The sequence below is a fragment of the Streptomyces sp. NPDC102259 genome, from assembly GCF_044766465.1.
Lineage (GTDB): Bacteria > Actinomycetota > Actinomycetes > Streptomycetales > Streptomycetaceae > Streptomyces.
The window spans coordinates 620302-642120 of the sequence record NZ_JBIWMA010000001.1 but is presented as its reverse complement, the minus strand read 5'-3'; the positions used below and the strand labels follow the sequence as shown (position 1 = coordinate 642120).

The window sequence follows — 21819 nt, the reverse complement described above, 5'->3', positions numbered from 1 at the left end:
CCGAGGGGCGGTGCCGGAAGGAGCATCGCGAGAGGGACGACGCCGAAGGAGCGGTGTCAGTGCTGCACCGGACAGCCGCTCCCGCCGCCGCGCACCGGGGCGTCCGTGTCGTGCCGGGTGCCGAGCAGCCAGTACGCGTCCTCCGCCGCCCGCCACAGTTCCGGGAAGAGCGCCAGTTGCGAGCGGGCCTCCAGCGTCGCCAGGGACCGGCCGCCGAGGCTCTGCGGCAGCTCGAGCTCGTCGTCGCCGTCCTCGTTGCCCTTGCGCAGGCCGGGCTGGCCGCCCAGCTGCGACCAGACCATGATCAGGTGGTGCTGCTTCCAGCCGAGGACGCTGCCGTCCAGCCGCAGCATCGCCTCCCGCACCAGGGCCAGCGACTGCGACCCGGGCGAGCGCGGGCCGTCGTAGCCGTCGTCCTGCTGGGCGATCACGTCCTGGAGGGACAGCCCGGCGCGCTCCACCGCCTGTTCGTAGGCCTTCCAGACCGGACGGGCCACCCGCCGCAGGTTGCGGTAGCCGGGCGAGTCCAGGCCGGTGGCGTCCTCGGGGAGCGCGTTGCGCATCATCAGCAGGCTGTGCTGCGGCAGATGGTCGGTGAGCAGCCGCACCGCCTGGACGGTGACCTCGCTGAGCCCGGTGGCCCGGTCGAACATGCGGACCGCCTGGTGGTGGCGGTCCTGGTCGAGGTGTCCGATCGCCCGGCGCAGCTCGTAGTGCACCTGGACCCACGCGTACTCGGTGATCAGATGGGTGACCTGGAAGAACCGCTGGTCGGGGTGTTCCGTCTCGCTCTCCGGGACCAGTGCGCCGAGGGCGTCGGTGAGGTGCAGGACGTTCTCGTAGTTGCTGCCCCGGTCGAAGTCGTAGGAGAGCAGGGCGTTCGGCTCGTCCGGGTTCAGCGAACGCTTCACCGGGTCTCCTCTTTGGTGTACTCGACCAGCCAGTGGCCGGGCAGCTCGAACTTCCTGGAGTCCGTGAGGGTGAGCCCGACGCCGGCGCCGAGGTCGCGCAGGTCGTCCATGCTGCGTTCCCGGCCGCCGAGCAGGACCAGCATCAGCAGGTCGGCGTAGCTCGCCATCACGGGGTCCTTGCCGCTGTCCAGCAGCCGCTCGACGACCACGACCCGCCCGCCGGGGGCGAGCGCCGCCGAGCAGCGGCCGAGGATGCGGGCGGCGTCCCGGTCGCTCCAGTTGTGCAGGGTGTTGGCGATCAGGTAGACGTCACCGCCGGCCGGGATCGGCTCGAAGAAGCTGCCCGCGACCAGCTCGCAGCGGTCGGACACCGGGGCGGTGACCCCGGCGGCCTCGTCGATGACGCTCGGCAGCTCCAGCAGCGTGCCGCGCAGCGCCGGGTGCTCGGTGAGCAGCTTCAGCAGCAGGGAGCCGTTGCCGCCGCCGACGTCCACTACGTGCCCGACCGACGCCCAGTCGTAGATGCGGGCGAGTTCCGGCACGAGCCGCTCCGCGATCCGGGCGATGCCCGCGTTGAAGGACTTCTCGATGTCGGGGTTCGCCTCCAGGTCCTTCCAGAAGGGCCGCCCGTGCGCCTGCTCGTACACCGGCAGACCGGTGCGTACGGCGTCCATGAGCCGGCCGACGGCCGGTTCGAAGCGGGCCTCCATGGGCCGGCTGGGGTCCTCGTAGTCCAGCCAGCGGCGCAGATTGCTCGGATGGTCGCCGAGCAGCACCCGTCCGACGTCGGTGAGCTCGTACGTCCGCTGCCGCGACTCGGCGTCGTGCGTCTCCTCGAAGAGGCCGAGGAGGCTGACGTAGTGCAGGACGCGGCCCAGGGACTGCTCGTCGGTGCCGGTCTCGGCGGCCAGGGCGGCCGCGGTGCGGTGCCCCTGCTCGACCAGGTCGGGCAGGCGCAGGGTCGCGGTCACCCGCACGGCGGTGGGGGTGAACCCGGAGCCCAGGGCGAGGATCGTGTTCAACGGGTCTTGGCGGAACACCAAAAGCCTCCAGTCTCGGTGGAAATTCAGGCGCTTTTCTCGATCTCGTCGAGGGCGTCGAGGAACCGCAGGAGGTCCTTTTGTTCGCCGAGCGACGTACGGAGGTAGCCGGGGAATCCGAACAGTCCCGCATTGCGAACGAGAATGCCGAAATCAGCGGCGAGACGATCCTGCGCGCGGGCGCAGTCCCGGGCCGCGACGGCGACGAAGTTGGTCACGGAGGGCAGATGGGCCCGCCCTCGCCGGTCCAGCTCGCCGACGAACCAGCGCCTGCGCTCGGCGGTGGCCCGGCGTACCCCGTCGACGAAGTCCCGGTCGCCGAGGGCGGCGGTCGCCGCCGCCTGCCCGAGCCGGTTCACGCTGAAGGGCAGGGCGCGCAGGGCCGCCCGCAGCCCGGCGATCAGATCGGGCCTGCCGACGGCGTAGCCGACGCGCAGCGCGGCCAGGCCGTAGGCCTTGGAGAAGGTGCGCAGCGCGACGACCGGCGCGTCCCCGGCCAGCAGGTCGCGGGTCTGCGGGGTGCCCGGGTCGGCGAACTCCATGTACGCCTCGTCGCACACCAGCGGGACCCCGCTGCGGCCGGAGACGTCGACCAGCGCGGCCAGCTCCTGCCGGGTGAGGGCCGCGCCGCTGGGGTTGTGCGGGTTGCACAGATAGCCGATCCCGTGTCCGGGCAGCCGCGCGGCGAAGGAGGCGACGTCGACGGCCGTGCCGGCCGGCGGCACGGCGGTGCAGCCGCGCCCGATGAGTTCCAGACAGGCCCGGTAGCCGGGGAACGTACCGTCGGTGACGAGACCGGGAAGGCTCCGGTCCCCGAGGGTGAGGGCGGTGGCGAGCACGAGCTCGTCGCTCCCGTTGGCGACGGCGATGTGGCCCGGGCCGACATCCCAGTGCGCGGCGAGCGCCCGCGCCAACTCCTGCCGCTCGGGGTCCGGATAGACGTTCGCCCGCCCCAACTCCCGCTCGGCCGCCCGCAGGGCCGCCTCGCTGGCCCCGTGCGGACTCTCGCTCAGATGCAGCCGGATCAGGTCATCGGCCCCGGGGACACTCGTGTTGAACGACGTGCCGACGGCGGGGGCCGACTGTCCCGCGGCCGGGGTCACAGGCGGTCCCCCAGCAGGATGCCGAAGCAGTAGCTGCCGACCTCCGCCTCGAGGGTGAGGAAGCAGTGTTCGCTGCCGGCCGGGATCCGCATGACGGCCGGGGAGAGCAGTTCATGGCGTCTGCCGTCCAGTTGGACCTCGATGCGGGCGCCGCCCTTGTTCGGGGAGACCAACAGGTACAGCTCGTCGACCGGGTGGGTGTGCGGCGCGGCGACCGGCTTGCCGACCAGGGTGCTGAGTTCACCGCCGGCGAGCTGCACGGGCAGGCCGCCGAACATGTCCGCGGTGAGGTAGAAGGGCGCGGGCTGGTGGTGCCCGGCCACGGCGAGGGGAATGGGCAGACCCTCCACGATCTCGGGGTCGGCGGGACATCGCTCGGTCGTCACTGCGCCTCCAGGACGAACAGGTAGGTGTGCGGGGCGCCGAAGGCAACCGTGCGGCGCAGGTGCAGCCCGCCCTCGTGGAAGAGGTTCTCGTACTCCTCGCGCGTGTAGATCGGGACGCCCATCAGGGCGTGGGCGAGCTCGAAGCCGCTGGAGAAGACCGGCAGCGTGTCCTTCTCCCCGCGGGGCCGGACGGTGGTGTCGGCGAGCAGGAAGGTGTGCGCGCGCGGGAACGCCTTGCGCAGCGCCGGGATGACGTCCGTCCGGGTGGTGGGGTCGACGAGCAGGTCGTGCAGGAACATGAAGCTCATCGCGACGTCCACCTGGTCGGCGCCCTCGATGCGGCGGCCCCGGAAGAGGACGTCGAGGACGTCGGCGCAGATCGGCTGGACGCGGTCGGCCAGTTCGTGGCGCTCGACGGTGCCGGCGGCCAGCGCGGTGGCCGAGGCGCTGATGTCCAGGCCCAGACCGCGGGCGCCGGGACGGGACTTGACGAGGCGGCACACGCGCTCGCTGATCCCGCTGCCGAGGTCGGCTATGACGGAGAAGTCGAGGGCGGCGATCTGCTCGTCGAGCAGGTTCCGCATCAGCGCCATGTCGGCCTGGGCCGAACCGAGCGCCACCATGGCCTCGTTGCGCAACACGTCCTTGCCGAAAGCGCGTTCCCCTCGCGCGATGGACGCGGCATTGGCGAAGACGTCGTGGTATCCGCCCACGCCCCAGGTGAAGAACCCTATTTTCCGGCGGAGTTCACCCCAGGCCGGTGTGGGCGTCACCCGGTCGCCCCTGACGTCGAGATACCCGAAGGCCTCCGCCGCCGACAGCAAGTGGCGGAAAACGCTTTCGTGCACCTGTCGGCGCCAGCAGTACTCCGGGACGTCGAGGACGTCGTCCTCGTCGAACCAGGCGAACAGCCCCAATTGCTCCAAGGCGAAAACGACATGCGTGGAAATGAATCCGTTGAACGCGGTGTCGGCATCGAGCGGGGTGTTCGCGGCGCCCTGCCATTCGGCGGGACGGAAAACGCTTTCACCTAACTCTTGGAGGCCGTCACGGGAAAGGGGAGCAGTCACGAGAAGTGCCTTCCTGGTTTCTGTCGAGATGCCGAGCTCCGGTCGAGCCGACTGCCGATCCGGTATTGATCCGGTGTTGATCCCGCATTGATCCGTGTTGAGCCCGCCTTGAGCCCGCCTTGAGCCGATGCCGACGTCCAGCCGATGCCGACGTGCGCATCGGGCGGCGACCGGTGACACGCGGGGCGCCCGGTTACACGCGGGGACCGGTTACACGCGGGGCGAGGTGGCGGCGACGCGTTCCACCGCCACCGCCAGTTCGCGCACGGTGGGATGGTCGAAGAACAGCCGGTTGGGCAGCCGGACACCCAGCCGCCGACGCAGTCGGATGAGCACCTGCGTGGCCTTCAGGGAATGACCGCCCGCCTCGATGAAGGGCGTGTCGTCATCGAAGTCGTCATGCCCCAGAACCTCGACCCACGCGGCTCTGACCTGGTCTTCCATGGCCTGCGCGGGCTCTTCCACGACCTGCGCGGGCGGGATCGCGGGCCGCTCGGAGGCCGGCCCGGAAGGCGGTCCCGAAGCCCGTCCGGAGGGTAGCCCGGAAGGCAGCCCGGAAGACGGTCCGGCGTACGGATCCGGACGTGTTCTCACGCCGTCGTCGTTCAAAAGAATTCCCCCGTGTCATGACGGATCACGGTCGATCGCCCCGGATGCGGCGCAGCCGTGGAACGGCCACGCCCCTGGGCGTGGCTCGGTGAAGCTTCAATTGTTTTCCCCCGTAGAAACGGACGCTCCACCGGTCGGTCAAACCGGTTCGGTCCATGAGGTGATTGCTCACCCTGACGGCAGATTGCCGATATTCGGAGAGTAGGCAGCGGCCATCGAGCCAGTCAAGGGTCGAATGTCGGCCAGCACTTAAACAGAACACCTTTGGCCAACGCTTCTACCCTGTGTGCGAACCTGCCCCGACATTCACGTGCACCGGCCATCCGGTTGGCCGAAAAGCGGGTTGACGGCCGAAACTTGGCGGCTCTACCGTCGATGAGTCGATTGTGAACGCAGTATTTCAAGGGTTGCGTTCGAAGCCGACACCAACCGGCGTGACAGGGGGATTGATGTACGCCGCAACGGGGGAGACAGAACCGGCTGACCAACCGGTTCCATATTCCGTCAGAGTCCTTTTCGTACTCCGATGATCCTTGGATCGGCGACCGCCTGACCCGTGGCCGCCCGATCCCTCAAAGGCCGCAGCCGGCCTTTCTCCATCATTCACACGGTGTCGTCTTCCGCTGCCCGCCGCACAGCACACAGCCCACAGCGCACAGCTGTGCGCGCACCGCTGTACGGGCACCGGCATTCGTCACGACACGAGATGCATCAAGGAAGCGTGTTGAGGCATGCCATTCTGGGCGCCGGGGGAGTCGGGCTCGCCCTCGGATCGGCGCTGGCCCGCGCGGGCCACGAGGTCGTGCTGGTGATGCGGGAGTCCTCACGAGCCCGCTACCGCGGCGTGATCGACGTCCACAGCAAGCTGCACGGCGACCTCGCCGTCGAGGCACGCGCGGTGGAACGGCTCGACGAACCGGTCGACGTCCTGTGGGTGACGGTGAAGGCGCCGGAGCTGGACGCCGCCCTGGCCCGGGTCGCCCCACGGCTGACCCCCGACTCGGTCGTCCCCCTGCTGAACGGACTCGACCATCCACGGTCGCTGCGGGCCAGGTTCGGACCCCGCCAGCTCGTCGGCGCGATCCTCATCGAGGCGGAACGCACCGCACCCGGCCGGGTGACCTGGCATTCCCTGTACGCGGAGATCAGCCTCGCGACCACCCACGACGGCCACCCCGGGGACGTCCTCGCCGCGGGCGCCGGAGCCGGTGGCCGACGTCTCGGCGGGCTCGCCGAGGTCCTCGCCGACGCGGGTCTCGGCTGTACCCCGGAGCGGGATCCGGCGAGCGTCCTCTGGCGCAAGCTGGTCCTCCTGTTGCCGTTGGCGCTGGCCACCACCGCGGCCGACGGCCCCCTCGGCATCGTCCGCCGACGGCTCGACCTGTCCGCCCTGCTGCACGACGCCGCCCGGGAGGTCTGCGCCGTCGCCGCGGCGGACGCGGTCGCCGTAGACGCCCGGAGCCTGCTGCACACCCTGGACACCCTGCCCGGCCGGACCGACACCTCCCTGCACCGGGACGTCGCCGCCGGGGTCCGGCCGACCGAACTCGCCGCGCTCGCCGAGCCGGTGTTGCGCCGCGCCCGGGATCACCACGTGGCCGTACCCGCGCTGACCGAACTGGCCCGCAGGGCCGCGGAGCGGGAGCGGCAGGCGGAGGTTCCCGCACCGCACCGATCCACCTACCGCAAGGGAGAAACGTCATGACAGTCGGTTCGGGCGAGACACTGGGCGAAACCCTGGAAGCGACGCTCAAGGAGATCCTCGTCGAGGACCTCTTCCTGGACGTGCCCACCGAACGCATCGGGGACGACGACGGCCTCCAGGACGTGCTGGGCCTGGACTCCCTCGGCTTCGTGGAGCTGCGCGCCCAGTGCGAGCAGCGCTTCGGCGTGGCCATCACGGACGCCGAGTTCACCCCGCTCCACTTCCACTCGGTGCGCACGGTGGCCAATCTGGTGCGCACCCTGCGCACGGGCGCGGCGGGCGAGCACCTGGCGGTCCCGCAGTGAGGGAAGCGGCCTCCTCCGAGCAGATGGACGTCTGGCTCGCCTGCCAGCGCGAACCGGAGTCCGACCGCTACAACGTCACCGTCGACCTGGAGTTCACGCCGACCGTCGACGTACCGGCGCTGCGTGCCGCACTCGGCGATGTGCTGACCGCCCACCCGGCCCTGCGCTGCGCCTTCGTCACCGAGGGCGGCGAGCTGTGGCGCACCGCCGAGGCCGATCCGCCGATGGCGTTCGTCACCGACCGGCTCCCGGGCCGCTACGACCGTGCGCAGGCCCTCGCCCGCGCGGTCGTCGCCGGCCGCGCGCCCTTCGACCTGGCCACCGCGCCGCTGCTGCGGGCGACGCTGCTGGCCGGGGAGGGCGGCGCGCTGCTCGCCGTCACGATGCACCACATCGTCTCCGACGGCTGGTCCAGCCGGATCCTCGCCGAGGACCTGGTGACGGCCTACCGCTCCCGGACGACGGGCGGCCCGGGTCCGGCCCCCCACCCGGCCCCCCGCACGTCGTCCGACACCGAGGCCGACATCGAGGCCGAATCCGGTACGGGTGCCGGTGCCGGCGCCCGAGGCGATCACGACGCCGCCTCCGAGACCGACGCCGACGCCGACGCCGACGCGGACGCGGACGTCGATGCCGACGCGGACGCGGACGAGTACTGGACCTCCGTCCTGCGCGACGCCCCCGCCTCGCTCGCGCCCCCGCACGACCTGGTGCCGGAGGACGGTTTCCCCGGGCCCTCCGGCCGGGTGGAGGTGCTCCTGCCCGCCGAGGTGCACGCGGGCGTCCAGGCGCTGGCCGCCGCCGAGCGCGGCTCCCCCGCCGTCGTGTTGCTCGCCGCCTGGTCGGTGCTGCTGCACGCGTGGGCCGGGGAGTCCGAGGGCACCTTCGGCATGGTCTTCGCCGGCCGCCGGTACGCCGACGCCGAGCGCGTCGACCTGTTCAGCCGTGCGCTGCCGATGCGCGACCGGACGTCCCTCGACGACCGCTTCCTGGACGTGGCGGCCCGGCTGCGCGAGCAGATGCTCGACGCGATGGAACACGCCCACCTCCCGGTGCGGCGGCTGCGGGCGATCCGCAGCGCGCAGGCGAACGGGCCGGGCGTCGAGCGGACGGTGTTCATGTACACCCCCGCCTACGAGGACGAGTGGCAGGCCGGAGAGGCGACCGTCCGACGCTTCGACCACCCGGACGAGACGACGAAGTACGAGTTCTCGGTCAACGTGCTGGAGGGCTCGGCCGGCACCCGGCTGTGCGTCTACTACGACACCGCCCGCTACCTCCCCGCCACCGCCGAGCTGTTCGCCGAGGAACTGCGCGAGCTGCTGGCCCGCGCCGTGGCCGCCCCGGACAGCACCTGCGGCGACCTGCTCGCCGCCTGCGACCCGGGCCTGTCCGAGGTCGCCGCGCACGGCGCGCCCGTCGTGTCACCGGCGCCCAGTGTCTCCGAGCTGGTCCTGCGGCACGCCGCCGACCGCCCGGACGCCATCGCCGTACGCCACGGCGAGCGCACCCTCGGCTACGGCGAACTCGCCGTCCGCGCGGGCGAGGTGGCCGGCTGGCTGCGCGACCGTGGGGTCGGCCCCGGCGACACCGTGGCACTGCTGCTCGCCCCCGGCGTCGAGACCCCGGTGTTCTGGCTGGGGTCCGCCCTGGCCGGCGCCGCCTACCTCCCCCTCGACCCCGCCTATCCACAGGCCCAGCTCCAGCTGATCGTGGACGACGCCCGTCCCGCGGTCCTCGTCGTCGACCCGGACTGCGGACAGGCCCTCGACGTGCCGCAGGGCACGGCCGTACCGGTCGACGAGGCGCTCGCGCGGGCTCGCGGCCGGTCCGCGCCCGAGTCGGCGTACGACGACGGCGCGACCCTCTGCGTGCTCTACACCTCCGGCACCACCGGCCGGCCCAAGGGGGTCGTCCTGCCGCACCGCGGCCTGGCCCGGCTCTTCGTACGGCCCGACTTCCTGCCGCTGGACGAGACGGACGTCGTCGCCCAGTTGTGCCCGCTCAACTTCGACGGCGCCAGCTACGAGATCTGGGGCGCCCTCACGCACGGCGCGCAGCTGGTCGTCCTCGACAAGCACCTGGTGCTCAGCCCCCGTGAGATGCGCACGGTGGTCCGCGAGCGCGGGGTGACCACACTGCTCGTGACGACACCGCTGCTCAACCGGATCATCGAGGACGCCCCGGATCTGCTCCAGTCGCTGCGGCGGGTGTACTTCGGCGGCGAGCTGATCTCCGTACGGCACATGCGCCGTGCGCTGCGCTGGTCCCGGCCGGGTGTCCTGCTGCACAGCTACGGCCCCACCGAGAACTCCTTCACCTCGACCTGGTTCCCGATCACCGACCTCGCGCCGAACGCCAGGACGGTCCCGATCGGGCGTCCGGTGCCCGGCACCGAGATACGGGTGGTGCAGGAGGGCGGCACCCGTCCGGTCCCGCGCGGGGTTCCCGGCGAACTGCTGCTCGGCGGCGCGGGGCTGGCCGACGGCTATCTGAACGCGCCCGGGATGACGGCGGACCGGTTCGTCACCGACGGCACGACCCGGCTCTACCGGACCGGTGACCGGGTCCGCTGGCGTCCCGACGGCCTGCTGGAGTTCATCGGCCGCAACGACAACCAGGTGAAGATCCGCAGCCAGCGCGTCGAACTCGGCGAGGTGGAGGCGGTGTTGGACGCACACCCGGCCGTCGAGTCGGTGTTCGTCACGACGCGCGTCAACCGGCGCGCCGAGAAGGAGATCGTCGCCTACGCGGTGGCCGCGCCCGGCACGGACGCCGACGAGATCGGCCGGCACGCCAGACTGCGGCTGCCCGCGTTCGCCGTACCCAGCCATCTGCTGCTGGTCGGCGAACTGCCACTCACCCCGACCGGCAAGATCGACCGGCGTCGGCTGCCGGACCCGGAACAGTCGTCCCGGTCCGCACAGCCCTCCCCCTCCCCCTCGCTCTCCCCCTCCCCTGCCCTGGCCCTCGCCCTCGGCCCCGCTCCGGTCCCCATCCCGGCCCTCGCACCGGAAGCACCCTTCGCGGCTTCCGTGACGGAAGGCGTGCGGGCCGCCTGGCGGGCGGTGCTGGAGCACGACGGCTTCGGACCCGACCGCAACTTCTTCGACGCGGGCGGCCATTCGCTGCTGCTGGTGAAGCTGCGGGAGCAGCTGCGGCTGACGACCGGCGCCGACGTCCCGGTCATCGACCTGCTGCGCCATGTCACGGTCCGCGACCAGGCCCGCCTGATCGCCACGGCCCACCAGCCCACGGGCGGGACGGCGGCCCCGGCCGTCGTGCCCCGACGGCCCCTACATGGCGTGCCGTCGAGGCCGTCCGGCACGGCGTCGGTGGCGGCCCCCGGTCCGCGGATCGTCGCCCTCTCCGCCGCCACCGCCGACGCCCTGCTCGTCGCCCGCGAGCGGCTGGCCGTCCATCTGGAGGCGAGCCCGGACCTGGCACTGGCGGACGTGGCCCACACGCTGGAGGTGGGCCGACGGCACTTCGGTCACCGATGCGCCGTCGTGGCGTCCGACCTGGCCGAGGCGGTACGTGCCCTGCGCGCCCCGCACACCCCGACGCCCGCCGCCCCCGATTCGCTCCCGGCCGTGGTGTTCGCCTTCGCGGACGGCCCGCCGGACGGCGCGGGCCGGGCCGCCGAACCGCTCACCCGCCAGCTGCGCCTGGCCGGTCGGTTCGCCGAACGGGGCGTGACCCCGGCGGCGGTGTACGGCGTGGGCACGGGTCGGTTCGCCGCCGCGGTGGTGAGCGGCGCGCTGACGGCCGAGGAAGGCGTGCGGCTGGTCGCCGACGGGGCCGGCGCGCGCATCCCCGTACCCCGCCGTCCCGCCCTGCTGTGGTCCACCGCGCTGGGTCCGCTCCTCCCTGACGGGCCCGCCCCGCAGGAACAGCACCTGTCGGCCGAGGCCGAGCCGGCCAAGCTGCTCCGGACGGCCGGTGACCGGCTCGGCGACGTGGCCGTCCTCGACATCGCGGCCGAGGACCCCGACGAACGGGCGCTGCTGACGGCGCTCGCGGCCCTGTGGTGCCAGGGCGCCGAGGTGCGGCTGACGCCGTCCGGCCCGGCCCGTCGGCTGCGGCTGCCCGGCCATCCCCTGTCCTGGGCGTGTTCCGCGTCCCCGGTCCCCGCACACTCCTGAAGGAAGGTCCGCATGCCGCACGTACGTGGCGAAGCCGCCGTTCTCGTCGAACCCGGGCGCCTGGAGGTGGCGGAGGTCGCCTTCCGGGAGCCGGCCGAGGGCGAGGTCCTCGTCCGCAACACCGTGGCCGCCATCTGCGGCAGCGATGTGCACCGGGTGCGCGCCGAGTCCCCCTTCTTCCGGGACATGCGCGACCACCCCTACCCCTGCCCGGCGGGCTATCCGGGGCACGAGGGCGTCGGGGAGGTCGTCGAGAGCCGGTCGGCCCGCTTCTCGCCGGGCGACCTGGTGCTCACCGTGCCCAACCACGCCTACATGGCGTCGTTCGCCCGCTACCAGACGATCGCCGACCGGTTCCTGCTGCCGGTGAAGGGCACCGGGGCGCCGACCGTCCAGCTGATGGCGCAGCAGCTCGGGACGGTCGTCTTCGCGCTGAAGCGGTTCTGGCCGGAGCCCGTGCCGCAGGGGTCGACGGCCGCCGTGGTGGGCGTCGGCTCTGCGGGACTGCTGTTCCAGCAGCTGCTCAAGCACCGCGGTTTCGAGAAGGTCGTCGCGGTCGACCTGGAGCCGGGGCGGCTCGCGGTGGCCCGCTCCCTCGGCGCGGACGCCACCGTGCACGTGCCTGGGCAGAGCGCCGAGGAGGTCGTCATGGAGGCGACCGGCGGCAAGGGCGCCGACCTGGTCGTCGAGGCGGCCGGCACCGACGGAGCGCGCGAGCACGCGATGCGGATGGTCGGTCAGCACGGCCGGTTGGGCTTCTTCGGCATGCCCGAGGACTACGACATGCGCATCCCGTACGCCCATCTCTTCGTCCGCCAGGCGCAGTTGATCACCGCGGTCGGCGGCGCCCAGCTGGAACCGGGGCTCCCCTCCTTCCGGACCGCGCTGGAGCTGATCGGGGACGGCTCGATCCGGGTCGACGACCACATCACCCACACCTTCGACATCAAGAACATCGCCGACGCCTTCGACCTCGCGCACAACCGGCAGGACGACGTCGTCAAGATCGCGCTCACTTTCGGCTGACGGGAGGACAGGCATGTCGGAACTCGCCAAGCACTCGGCCCCGGTGGCCGTCATCGGCGTCGGCGGCCGATTCGCCGAGGCGCCCGACGTAGGGGCGTTCTGGGACAACCTCGTCGCGGGCCGGGACTGTTTCCGGCGGGAGCGGGTCCCGGTCGTGGAGGACCTGGGCGAGGACCGGCTGCGGGTCCACTCGTGGGGGATCGCCCCGCACCGGGACGCCTACGACCACACGCTCGTCGGCGTCGAAGGCCTGGACCCGCAGCACGGCATCCTCCAGGAGTCGCTGTGGCAGGCGGCGGAGGACGCCGGGGTCAGGCTGTCGGCGATCGCCGACCGGACCGCCGTCTACGCCGGCTGCGCCCGCACCAAGCATGTGCCGCGGGCCGCGTTCGACGACGTGGTGCGGGTCGACCCGACGTTCGCCGGGCCCTACTTCTCCTACCTCCAGGATCTGTGGGGCGAGTCGCTGATGCTCGACTCGGCGTGCGCCACGTCCACGGTGGCCGTCCAGCTCGCCTGCCAGAGCCTGCGGGCGCACGCCTGCGACTACGCGCTGGCCGGGGCGGTGGCCATCCAGGAGGACGTCGACGGCTCCTATCTGCGGACCCCGCGCAGCATCTACTCCACCGAGGGCATCGTGCGCCCCTTCGACCGCCGTCACAACGGCGTCGTGCCCGGCGACGGCTCCGGGGCCGTCCTGCTGCGCAGACTGGACGACGCCCTGCGCGACGGCGATCCGGTCTACGCCGTCATCCGGGGCGGCGCCGTCACCAACGACGGGCGGGCCAAGCCCGGTTTCGTCATCCCCGGTGTCGACGGCAAGGTCCGCGCGGTGCGCCGGGCGCTGGAGGCGGCGGGCCTGACCGGGACCGACGTCGACTACGTCGAGACGCACGGCGTCGGCATCCCCCTGAACGACCAGATCGAGGCGACCGCGCTGATCGAGGCCCTCGGCACCGACGGGCCGCCGGTGGCGGTCGGCTCGGTGAAGGCCTCCGTCGGCCACTGCGACACCGCCGCCGGCATGGCGGCCCTGATCAAGACATGCCTCGCGATCGACCGCGGCTTCCTGCCCGCGACCCCGAACACCGAGGTCCCCATCGAGGAGTTCACCGGGCGCGGCGAACGCTTCGGCATCCTCCCCGAAGGCCGCCCCTGGCCCACGAACGGCCGCCCCCGCACGGCCGGCCTGATGTCGGCCGGCGTGGGCGGCACCAACGCCTTCCTCGTCCTCGAGGAAGCCCCCGCTCACTGAGCACCCGTCAGTTCCGTTTGTTCTCCGCCCGCTTACCGAGGAGCACGTATGTCCGTCACCGCCGACCTCTACATCGAGGTCAAGAACTTCTACGCCCGCCAGATGCGCGTCCTGGACGACCTGGACATCGAGCGTTTCACCGCGACCTTCACCGAGGACGGCTCTGTCGCCCACCCCCACCGCGGCGAGAAGGTGGAAGGCCGCGAGGCGATGCGCACCAAGATGAAGAGCATGCTCCCGATGTACGAGGGGCTGGTCACCCGGCACTGGTTCGACCACTTCCTGATCGAGCAGACCGACGGCGAAGGCCTGCGCGTCACCTACTACTCGCTGGTGACCCAGACGAACACGCGGGACGAGGTCCACTTCTTCTCCTCCTCCAGCGTCGAGGACCAGATGGTGCGCGAGGAGGGTGAACTGCGCATCCGGGAGCGGGTCATCCACCGCGACAACCCCAAGTACGGCCGAGTGATCTGACCCCCCGCCCGCGCACCGTGACCCGCTGAAGGAGGGCAGAGCAGATGGCAGAGCAACAGCCCACGGAGTCCTGGGAACCGCCGCCGGCCGAGTGGAACGACACGGCACGGCCGTTCGAGGACCAGGTGAGCATGATCGACCTGATCGAGCGACGCGTCCGGGAGTCTCCCGACGCGCCCGCCGTCCGCCTCGGCGAGGGGGAGGTCAGGACGTACGGGGAGCTGTGGACCGACTCGGGTCTGCTCGCCCGTTTCCTCGCCGGTCACGGGGTGGGCCGGGGCGCGTTCGTCGGCATCCTGCACGAGAACTCGTGGGACAGCGTGCTCGCGGTCGTCGGGGTGCTGCGCACCGGGGCCGCCTATGTGCCGCTGGACGCGCGCTGGCCGGCCGCCCGGATCGCGGCGCCCGTACGCCAGTCGGGCATCGGATGGCTCGTCACCGGCCATGCGCTGGCGCGCCGCGCGGAGGAGGCCGGGCTGCTCGCGGGCACCGGCGTGCGACTGATCTGCACGGATCTGGTGGCCGCGGTCCCGGACCCGCTGGACACCGAGGCGGTGGGCCTGCTGTGGGACGCCGTCGCCGAGGACGAGGACCTGGGCCGGGCCTCGGGCTTCAACCAGAACCCCGGCGACGGGATCTCCGCCGCGCACATCGACACCTACGCCTCGCACGTGCGCGACCTGGTGCTGTCGGCGGCTCCGGCGGGACGGCGGCCCCGGGTCGTCGAGGTGGGCTGCGGCGCCGGTCTGATCGCCGGGGCGCTGCGGGACCGGGGGGCCGGCTACACGGGCGTCGACGTGTCGGCCGTCGCGCTGGAGCGGGCGGGGCGGGAGGCCGGCGAGGGGGCACGGTTCGTACAGGCCGCGGCGGCCGACCTCGGCCGGGTGGTGGCCCCGGCGAGCGCGGACGTCGTCCTCCTCGCGAGCGTCGCGCAGTTCTTCCCCGGGTTCGAGTACCTGCGGTCCGTGCTGCGGGACGCCGTGGGCGTTCTGGCGCCGGGCGGGGCGGTGGTCCTCGCGGACCTCGCCGACCTCGCGGAGCCGGGCGAGGGACCCGACTCCGGTCATCTGCGGGTGCCCGCCGAGTGGTTCGAGCGCCTCGCCGCCCGACTCGGCCTGCCGGTAAAGGCGGAGATCCACCGGCGCCGCGGGGACGACTGGCCGCAGGTTCTGCGCGACCGGTACGACGTCGTCCTGCGCCTGGCGCCGCGGGACGCGGCCACGACGCACACGCCGGTCATCAGCACCTGGAGCGACGTCGAGGAGGCCCGCGCCCTGCCGCTGCCGGCCGGCCCCGGCGCCGACGACACCGCGTACGTCATCTTCACCTCGGGCTCCACCGGCGTGCCGAAGGGCGTGTCGGTGCGCCACCGCAGTGCCGTCAACGTCATCCAGTGGGTGAACGAGACCTACGCGGTGGGTCCGGACGACTGTCTGCTGTGGGTCACCGCGCTCACCTTCGACCTGTCCGTCTACGACCTGCTCGGCGTGCTCGCGGCGGGCGCCAGCCTGCGCGTGGTCCCCGCCGCCGAACTGTCCGACGGCGAGCGGCTGCTGGACATCATGCTGCGCGAGCCGATCACCTTCTGGGACTCGGCGCCGGCCGCACTCGGCATGGTCATGTCCTTCGCCACCGAACCGAACGGCACGGCCGGGACGGAGGGCACGGCCGGGACGGAGGGCACGGGCGAGTCGGCAAGGACGGGCGCGTCGGCCGGTACGGCGGACGGCGGTCCGGTGCCGAGTCTGCGCCTGGTCTTCCTCAGCGGCGACTGGGTGCCGCTGGCCCTGCCCGGCCGGGTCCGGTCCCGCTTCCCGAAGGCCCATGTCGTGGCGTTGGGCGGCGCGACCGAGGCGACGATCTGGTCCAACCACTTCGACGTCGGCGAGATCGACCCGGCCTGGACGAGCATCCCGTACGGCAAGCCGATCCAGAACGCCCGCTATTACGTCCTGGACGGCGACCGCAAGCAGTGTCCGATCGGCGTCGAGGGCGATCTCCACATCGCGGGCGTGGTCGTGGCCGACGGGTATGTCGGTGACCCGGAGCTGTCGGCCGCGAAGTTCACGGCCGACACGGTGAGCGGCCCGGCGGACGAGTCCATGTACGCCACGGGCGACCGGGCCCGCTGGATGGCCGACGGCAACCTGGAGTTCCGGGGCCGCCGGGACGACCAGGTCAAGGTCCGGGGCTACCGGATCGAGCTGGGCGAGGTGCTGGCCGCCCTGCGCCAGGTGCCTGGGGTGGTGGACTGCGCGGTCACCACCCTGCGGGGCGAGGACGGACCGCAGATCGTGGCGGCCGTGGCCGTGGGCGGCTCGGAGCCGTCGCCGGGCGGCGGGTTCGTCCGCCGCCACCTCGCGCAGAGCCTGCCCAGCTACATGCTTCCCGAGCATGTGCTCGTCCTGCCGGCCCTGCCGGTCGGTCCCACGGGCAAGGTCGACCGGGACCGGCTGGCCCGCCTGGCCGCCCGCCCCCGGAACCGCCGACGGGCCTAGCGGGAGAGGGCGGCACCCGATGCGCGGTCGGGCCACCGCGAAAGACGGTGGCCTGACCGGGCAGGTCCTGGGGCCTGTCGTTTGGATCATGCCGCGCGTCGCGGGGTGTGGCACGCACATCTGCGGCGTTGTCGTCGGTCGCCGAGGCTCCGCCTCGACTCCCTCCTCCGCCTTGCAGCTGCACGCACCACAACCCGCTCGGGCCCGCCGACAGGGCACCGTCGGTCAGGCCGACCTGATCCAAACGACAGACCCTAGCCGCGCACGCCCAGCTTCCACACCATCGCGGCGACGGCGTCGCTGTTGACGTCCAGGGCCCGCCTGTCGATGTTGGCGGGGGTGTCACAGGCCTGGTGGTAGCACTTGTCCATGGCCTCGCCGGCGGTGCCGCCCCACTTCGCGGCCTGCTCCGGGGTCTTGATCTCGGCGGATCCGGTGAAGATCCCGCCCACCGCGACGCCCTTGGCCAGGAACGGCTCATGGTCGCTGCGGCCGTTGAGCGCGGTCGCGGGCTCGGTGGGGATGCCCTTGGTGGTGAAGTACCGGTCGAAGTGCCGGGCGACCTCCGGGCTCTGGTCATAGACGAAGTACCCGGGGTTCGGTGAGCCGATCATGTCGAAGTTCAGATAGGCGGTGATCTTCGACAGTTCGGCCGCCGGCAGGGTGTTCACGTAGTGCGTGGACCCGATGTAGGTCTCCTCCTCCGTTCCCCAGAAGCCGAAACGGAGGTGCTGGGCAGGGGTGACGTTCTTCGCGGAAACCGTCAGCGCGGTCTCCAGGATCGCGGCGACACTGGAGCCGTTGTCGTTGATTCCGGGGCTGGTCTCCACCGAGTCGAGGTGCGCCCCGACCATGAGGACTTTTCCGGTCCGGCCACCCCGGGGCCAGTCGGCGATCAGATTCCAGCTCTTCTTTCCGCCGAACTCGAATTCCTGGAGCGAGGTGGTGAATCCAGCGGCTTCCAGATTTTTCTTCACATAATCAACGGAGTCCTGATAACCGGCTGTGCCATGAGCCCGGTTTCCGTTGTTCGCGTCGGAGATCCGCTGGAGCGCGTCCAGGTGTCGCATCACTCTGGTGACCGAGACATCGGGTGCCGCACCTGCCTGAGCAGGCTCTTCCGCATGTACACCGACTGTTGTCAGCATCAGGACGGACAGCGTGGACGCCGCGACGACGGCCGGACGGGACGGCTTGAAAGGCACAGCTGATTCCCTTCTCGGTGCGAGCAGTTGATCTTTCCGAATGCTTCCACGAAGCCCGCGTAAATACCAACGGACTTCATCAGACTTCACAAACGGAACCGTCCGGACGCTCCTTTTGCGCCAAGTCGATCACAACGGCTTTCCCTCCAGGAAGCCCACCGGAAATCACCTTCCAGCGACCGCCTCCACGCCGAATAGGCGCGTCAATTCATGACGCGTTTCGCACTGTCGAGAACGGCTCGGGAAACTGCGGGACCACACCAACAAAAAAGGGCGGGACCACACCGGGCCATCGAAGTCGTACGCGGGACCGGACCGCCGAAGTCCTTCGCGGGACCGGGCCGCCGGGCACCTCACCGCACCGGCGGTCGACGGTCGCCCCCTTCCGTCCCACCCCGTCCCGCGCCACCCCGTCCCTCCCCGCGCCCCTCACTCCGCCCCGCCCCACCCGTCACCGGCGGCAACAGACGTTACGCGCCGGAAACCTTGACGATCACACCCCCGGGTGCCACGATTCCGGCGCCGCCATGTTTACGTAAACATCAGCCATCCCGGGACATTGATGTTTACGCAAACATCGCGTGGCGGCCGCCGCCCAGCCCGCGCGTCCCCCAGCGCCGAGCCGCCTCTCCTGAAAGGGCACGTCATGCGCAAGACCCCCACCAGAGCCCCCCGCACCCCCCGCCTGCGCGCCGCCCTCGTCGCGGTCGCCGTCGCAGCCGTCACCGGCACGACCCTGGCCGGCAGCCCGGCCGTCGCCTCCTCCGGCGCCGCTCCGACCACGGACACGACCCAGTTCAAGGGCGTGAACTGGGCCGACCCGCGCGACAACTTCGCGGACGACCTCCTCCAGCTGTCCGGTCTGTCGACCACGGACACCTACCGGCAGACCTACGCGAAGGCGACCCGGATCATCGCGGCGTTCCGCGCGAACCTCGGCGCCAACACCGTGCGGCTGCCCATCAACCCGTACACGGTCAACGGCGCCTACTGGAAGTCATACCGCGGGGTCATCGACGCGGCCTCGGACCAGGGCTTCAAGGTCATCGTGTCCTACTGGGAGGGCACGGGCGCGCAGAAGGACGGCTTCATCGACGACACGGCCACGTACTGGCCGATGTGGGACACCGTCGTCAAGGCGTACAAGAACGACGAGCGCGTCTACTTCGAGCCGATGAACGAGCCGCACGGCTACACCGACACGGAGTGGGCCGACATCGCGGCGAAGTGGCTGTCGACGTACTCGAAGGTCCCGCGCAACCGGGTGTTCGTCAGCGGCGCCGGCTACAACGACCACGTCACCTCGGTCTGCGCCGACCCGCGGCTGAAGGGCACGTACCTCTCCCTGCACCACTACGGGTTCTGGAAGGACTACGCGACCTACGACCAGTGGGTTGCCGACCTGAAGGTGCGCATCGGCGACTGCGCGAACCGGACGGTCGCGGACGAGTTCGGCGCCCCGATGACGACCGGCCTGAACTACAACGTGAAGACCCCGGACAACAACTTCGTCAACTACGTCCAGGCCGTCACCGACACCTTCCGCGAGCTGAAGATGGGCTCCGTGTACTGGCCGGGTCTGCGCACCGACGACACGTACTCGGTGCAGACCCTCACCGGCACCACCGCCCGCCCCTGGCTGGCCACCACCAACCAGTCCGGCGCCGACCGCCTCGCCTGGGCATGGGGTCGCGGCAAGCCCGTCAAGGGCTGAGGCGCACCGGCGGCCGGGCGTGAGCCGCCTTTCTCGATCGGTCCGGGCAGCGGCCCCCACCGCGCCCGGCCCGACCGGTCACCGTCACCGGGCCGGCCGACCTGACGGCCGGCCCGGTGACGGCTTCTTCCTCTGGACGGACTCCGGACGGACTGCGGACGGACTCTAGACGGACGGCTCCCCGCCGGGGCCCGCGTCGACGTAGTCGGCGACGAGCGCGGCGAACTCGTCGGGTGCGGCGAGCCGGACGCCGAGCGTCTCCGCCTTGGTCCGCTTGGATCCGGCGCCCTCACCGGCGACGACCATGCTGGTCTTCTTGGAGACGCTGGAGGAGGAGCGGCCCCCGGCGCGCTCGATGAGCTCGTTCATCTGGTTGCGGCTGAGCTTCTCCAGCGCCCCGGTCATCGCGCCGGTGACGACCACGGTCATCCCGGACAGCGGCCCGGCATCGGCGACGGCCGGCCCGCTCTCGCCGTCGCCGCCGTCGGTCGCGTCGGTCCCGTCGGCCGTCGGCGGGGCGGGCGGGGTCGCGCCGGGCTCGGTCATGTTCACCCCGGCGGCGACGAGCCTGTCGATGAGCGGGGCGAGTTCGGCGAGTTCGGCGACGATGGACGGAGCCTTCTCGGTGCCGATGCCCTCGACCCGCTGGATCGCCTCGGCGTCGGCGGCGCGCAGCAGGTCCATGGTGGCGAAGTGGCGTGCGATGCGGCGGGACATGGAGCGGCCGGTGCCGCGGACGCCGAGGGCGCACAGGACGCGGGACAGCGGTTGGTTCTTGGCCGCGGCGAGCGCGGCGAGGAGGTTGTCGGTGCTGGTCTCCCCCATCCGTTCCAGGCCGAGGAGCTGGTCGCGGGTGAGGGCGAACAGGCCGGCGAGGTCGGTGACCAGTCCGGCTTCGACGAGTTGGACGACCCGGGTGTGGCCGAGGCCTTCGATGTCGAGCTGGTCGCGTCCGGCGGCGTAGGAGAGGGAGGCGACGAGGTGGCAGTCGCGGCCGTTGACACAGCGCCAGCGCTGCTCGCTGGTGTCGATGCCCGATCCGCAGCGCGGGCACGCCTCGGGGAAGACGATGGGCTGTTCGTCGCCGGTGCGCAGATGGGCGACGGGCGCCTCGATGCGGGGGATGACGTCTCCGGCCCGGTGGACCATGACGTGGTCGCCGAGGCGCAGGTCGCGGCGGGTGATGTCGGCCGCGTTGTGGAGGGTGGCGTAGGTGATGGTGGAGCCGTCGATCCGCACCGGCTCCAGGACGGCGCGGGGGGCGATGATGCCGGTGCGGCCCACGTTCCACTCCACCGCCAGCAGCCGGGTGATCTTCTCGACGGCGGGCAGTTTGTAGGCGGTCGCCCAGCGCGGGGCGCGTGAACCCGATCCGGTCGCCCGCTGGTCGGCGGCGAGGTCGGCCTTGACGACGATCCCGTCGATCCCGAACGGCAGCGTGGCGCGCAGCCCGGCGATCTCGGCCACCCGGGCCAGCACCTCCTCGGCGGTGCTCGCGGTGACGCCGGGCACGGCCGTGGTCGCGGTGGTGTTCACGCCGTAGCCGCCGGCCCGGGTCATGAGGTCGCTGTGCGCGCTCTCCTCCAGCAGCGCGGCCAGGGCCGGTTCGGTGTCGTCCAGGGGCAGCAGTCCGTAGCCGAAGAAGGTCATCGGCACGGTGTACGCGCGGTCCTTCGCGCGCAGGGTGCCCGCCGCGGCGTTGCGCGGGTTGGCGAACGGCGCGCCGCCGTGCGCGGTGCGTACCTCGTTGGCGTGCTCGAACTGGGCGTTCGTCATCAGGACTTCGCCGCGCACCTCGACCGTGACGGGCTCCGTCAGTTCGTCCGGCAGGCCCTCGACCGTGCCGATCGCGTGCGAGACGTCCTCCCCGGCCGTCCCGTCGCCCCGGGTGATCAGCCGCGTGAGGCGGCCGCGGGTGTAGCGGGCCGCGATCGCCAGGCCGTCCAGCTTCGGCTCGACGCTGAACGAGGTGACGTCGTGGCCGACGCGCCGGGTGAGCGAGGCGGTCCACGCGGTGAACTCCTCGGCGGAGAACACGTTGTCCAGGCTCAGCATCGCTCTCGTGTGCGGGACGTCGCCCTCGACCGCTCCGCCGGCGACCTTGCCGGTCGGCGAGTCGGGCAGCACCTGCTCCGGGTGCTCGTCCTCCCACGCCGCGATGGCGCGCACCAGCCGGTCGTAGGCGTCGTCGTCCAGCACCGAGGTGCCACCCGCGTAGTAGGCGGCCGACGCCTTCACCGCGTCCTCGATCGCCTGCGCGTAGGCGACGGCGTCCACAATCACTGCACCGGGTGTTGTCATGCCTCACATCCTGCCTGCCACCACTGACAACGCCCCTGACGAGAGGGGCGGGCCGGGCTCCCGGGGGCG

Annotated in this window: 16 protein-coding genes; 8 read left to right on the top strand and 8 right to left on the bottom strand. The window is 71.8% G+C overall.

What is annotated here, in order from left to right; translation table 11 throughout:
* Positions 1–56 precede the first annotated feature (56 nt).
* The 6 genes from ACIRPU_RS02910 to ACIRPU_RS02885 all read right to left on the bottom strand — a co-directional run bounded on the left by ACIRPU_RS02910 (position 57) and on the right by ACIRPU_RS02885 (position 4954).
* On the bottom strand, positions 57–911 hold the full coding sequence (locus tag ACIRPU_RS02910) for a hypothetical protein (protein WP_403860769.1): 855 nt from the start codon (positions 909–911) through the stop codon (positions 57–59).
* Complete coding sequence (locus tag ACIRPU_RS02905) at positions 908–1951, bottom strand: methyltransferase (RefSeq protein ID WP_403860766.1); 1044 nt, start codon at positions 1949–1951, stop codon at positions 908–910. Before ACIRPU_RS02905 ends, ACIRPU_RS02910 begins: the two co-directional genes overlap by 4 nt.
* A 26-nt stretch (positions 1952–1977) precedes the next feature.
* The gene (locus ACIRPU_RS02900) at positions 1978–3054 is read right to left on the bottom strand and encodes a pyridoxal phosphate-dependent aminotransferase (protein ID WP_403860763.1); all 1077 of its coding nucleotides are present in this window, start codon (positions 3052–3054) and stop codon (positions 1978–1980) included.
* Positions 3051–3440, bottom strand: coding sequence for a cupin domain-containing protein (locus ACIRPU_RS02895; protein WP_189917447.1), 390 nt, complete (start codon positions 3438–3440; stop codon positions 3051–3053). Before ACIRPU_RS02895 ends, ACIRPU_RS02900 begins: the two co-directional genes overlap by 4 nt.
* Positions 3437–4510 carry an SAM-dependent methyltransferase gene (locus tag ACIRPU_RS02890; RefSeq protein WP_355705704.1) on the bottom strand — a complete coding sequence of 358 codons (1074 nt, stop codon included), beginning with the start codon at positions 4508–4510 and terminating at the stop codon, positions 3437–3439. The genes ACIRPU_RS02895 and ACIRPU_RS02890 overlap by 4 nt, the downstream gene beginning before the upstream one ends.
* A 210-nt stretch (positions 4511–4720) precedes the next feature.
* Positions 4721–4954, bottom strand: coding sequence for an acyl carrier protein (locus tag ACIRPU_RS02885; RefSeq protein ID WP_403860759.1), 234 nt, complete (start codon positions 4952–4954; stop codon positions 4721–4723).
* Positions 4955–5843: 889 nt separating this feature from the next.
* Here ACIRPU_RS02885 and ACIRPU_RS02880 point away from each other — a divergent pair.
* The 7 genes from ACIRPU_RS02880 to ACIRPU_RS02850 are packed head-to-tail and all read left to right on the top strand — an operon-like array spanning position 5844 to position 16530.
* The gene (locus ACIRPU_RS02880; protein ID WP_403860756.1) at positions 5844–6824 is read left to right on the top strand and encodes a ketopantoate reductase family protein; all 981 of its coding nucleotides are present in this window, start codon (positions 5844–5846) and stop codon (positions 6822–6824) included.
* Positions 6821–7129: an acyl carrier protein gene (locus tag ACIRPU_RS02875; protein ID WP_403860753.1), complete on the top strand. Its 309-nt coding sequence runs from the start codon at positions 6821–6823 to the stop codon at positions 7127–7129. The genes ACIRPU_RS02880 and ACIRPU_RS02875 overlap by 4 nt, the downstream gene beginning before the upstream one ends.
* Positions 7126–11274: an amino acid adenylation domain-containing protein gene (locus ACIRPU_RS02870; protein ID WP_403860750.1), complete on the top strand. Its 4149-nt coding sequence runs from the start codon at positions 7126–7128 to the stop codon at positions 11272–11274. The genes ACIRPU_RS02875 and ACIRPU_RS02870 overlap by 4 nt, the downstream gene beginning before the upstream one ends.
* A 12-nt stretch (positions 11275–11286) precedes the next feature.
* Positions 11287–12300, top strand: coding sequence for a zinc-binding dehydrogenase (locus ACIRPU_RS02865; protein WP_267020082.1), 1014 nt, complete (start codon positions 11287–11289; stop codon positions 12298–12300).
* 13 nt (positions 12301–12313) lie between these two features.
* Positions 12314–13555, top strand: a complete 1242-nt coding sequence (locus ACIRPU_RS02860) for a polyketide synthase (RefSeq protein WP_403860746.1) — start codon at positions 12314–12316, stop codon at positions 13553–13555.
* A gap of 48 nt (positions 13556–13603) precedes the next feature.
* Complete coding sequence (locus ACIRPU_RS02855) at positions 13604–14032, top strand: nuclear transport factor 2 family protein (protein WP_403860743.1); 429 nt, start codon at positions 13604–13606, stop codon at positions 14030–14032.
* A gap of 44 nt (positions 14033–14076) precedes the next feature.
* Complete coding sequence (locus ACIRPU_RS02850) at positions 14077–16530, top strand: AMP-binding protein (protein ID WP_403860741.1); 2454 nt, start codon at positions 14077–14079, stop codon at positions 16528–16530.
* Positions 16531–16784: 254 nt separating this feature from the next.
* On the opposite strand, the gene ACIRPU_RS02845 is transcribed toward ACIRPU_RS02850, so the two are convergent.
* The gene (locus tag ACIRPU_RS02845) at positions 16785–17507 is read right to left on the bottom strand and encodes a M28 family peptidase (RefSeq protein WP_403860738.1); all 723 of its coding nucleotides are present in this window, start codon (positions 17505–17507) and stop codon (positions 16785–16787) included.
* 874 nt (positions 17508–18381) lie between these two features.
* On the opposite strand from ACIRPU_RS02845, the gene ACIRPU_RS02840 reads away from it, so the two are divergent.
* A complete protein-coding gene (locus ACIRPU_RS02840) occupies positions 18382–19449 on the top strand; it encodes a cellulase family glycosylhydrolase (RefSeq protein ID WP_355705713.1) in 1068 nt (355 codons plus the stop codon).
* Positions 19450–19614: 165 nt separating this feature from the next.
* On the opposite strand, the gene ligA is transcribed toward ACIRPU_RS02840, so the two are convergent.
* Complete coding sequence (gene ligA, locus ACIRPU_RS02835) at positions 19615–21750, bottom strand: NAD-dependent DNA ligase LigA (protein ID WP_403860735.1); 2136 nt, start codon at positions 21748–21750, stop codon at positions 19615–19617.
* Between the last annotated feature and the right edge of the window lie 69 nt (positions 21751–21819).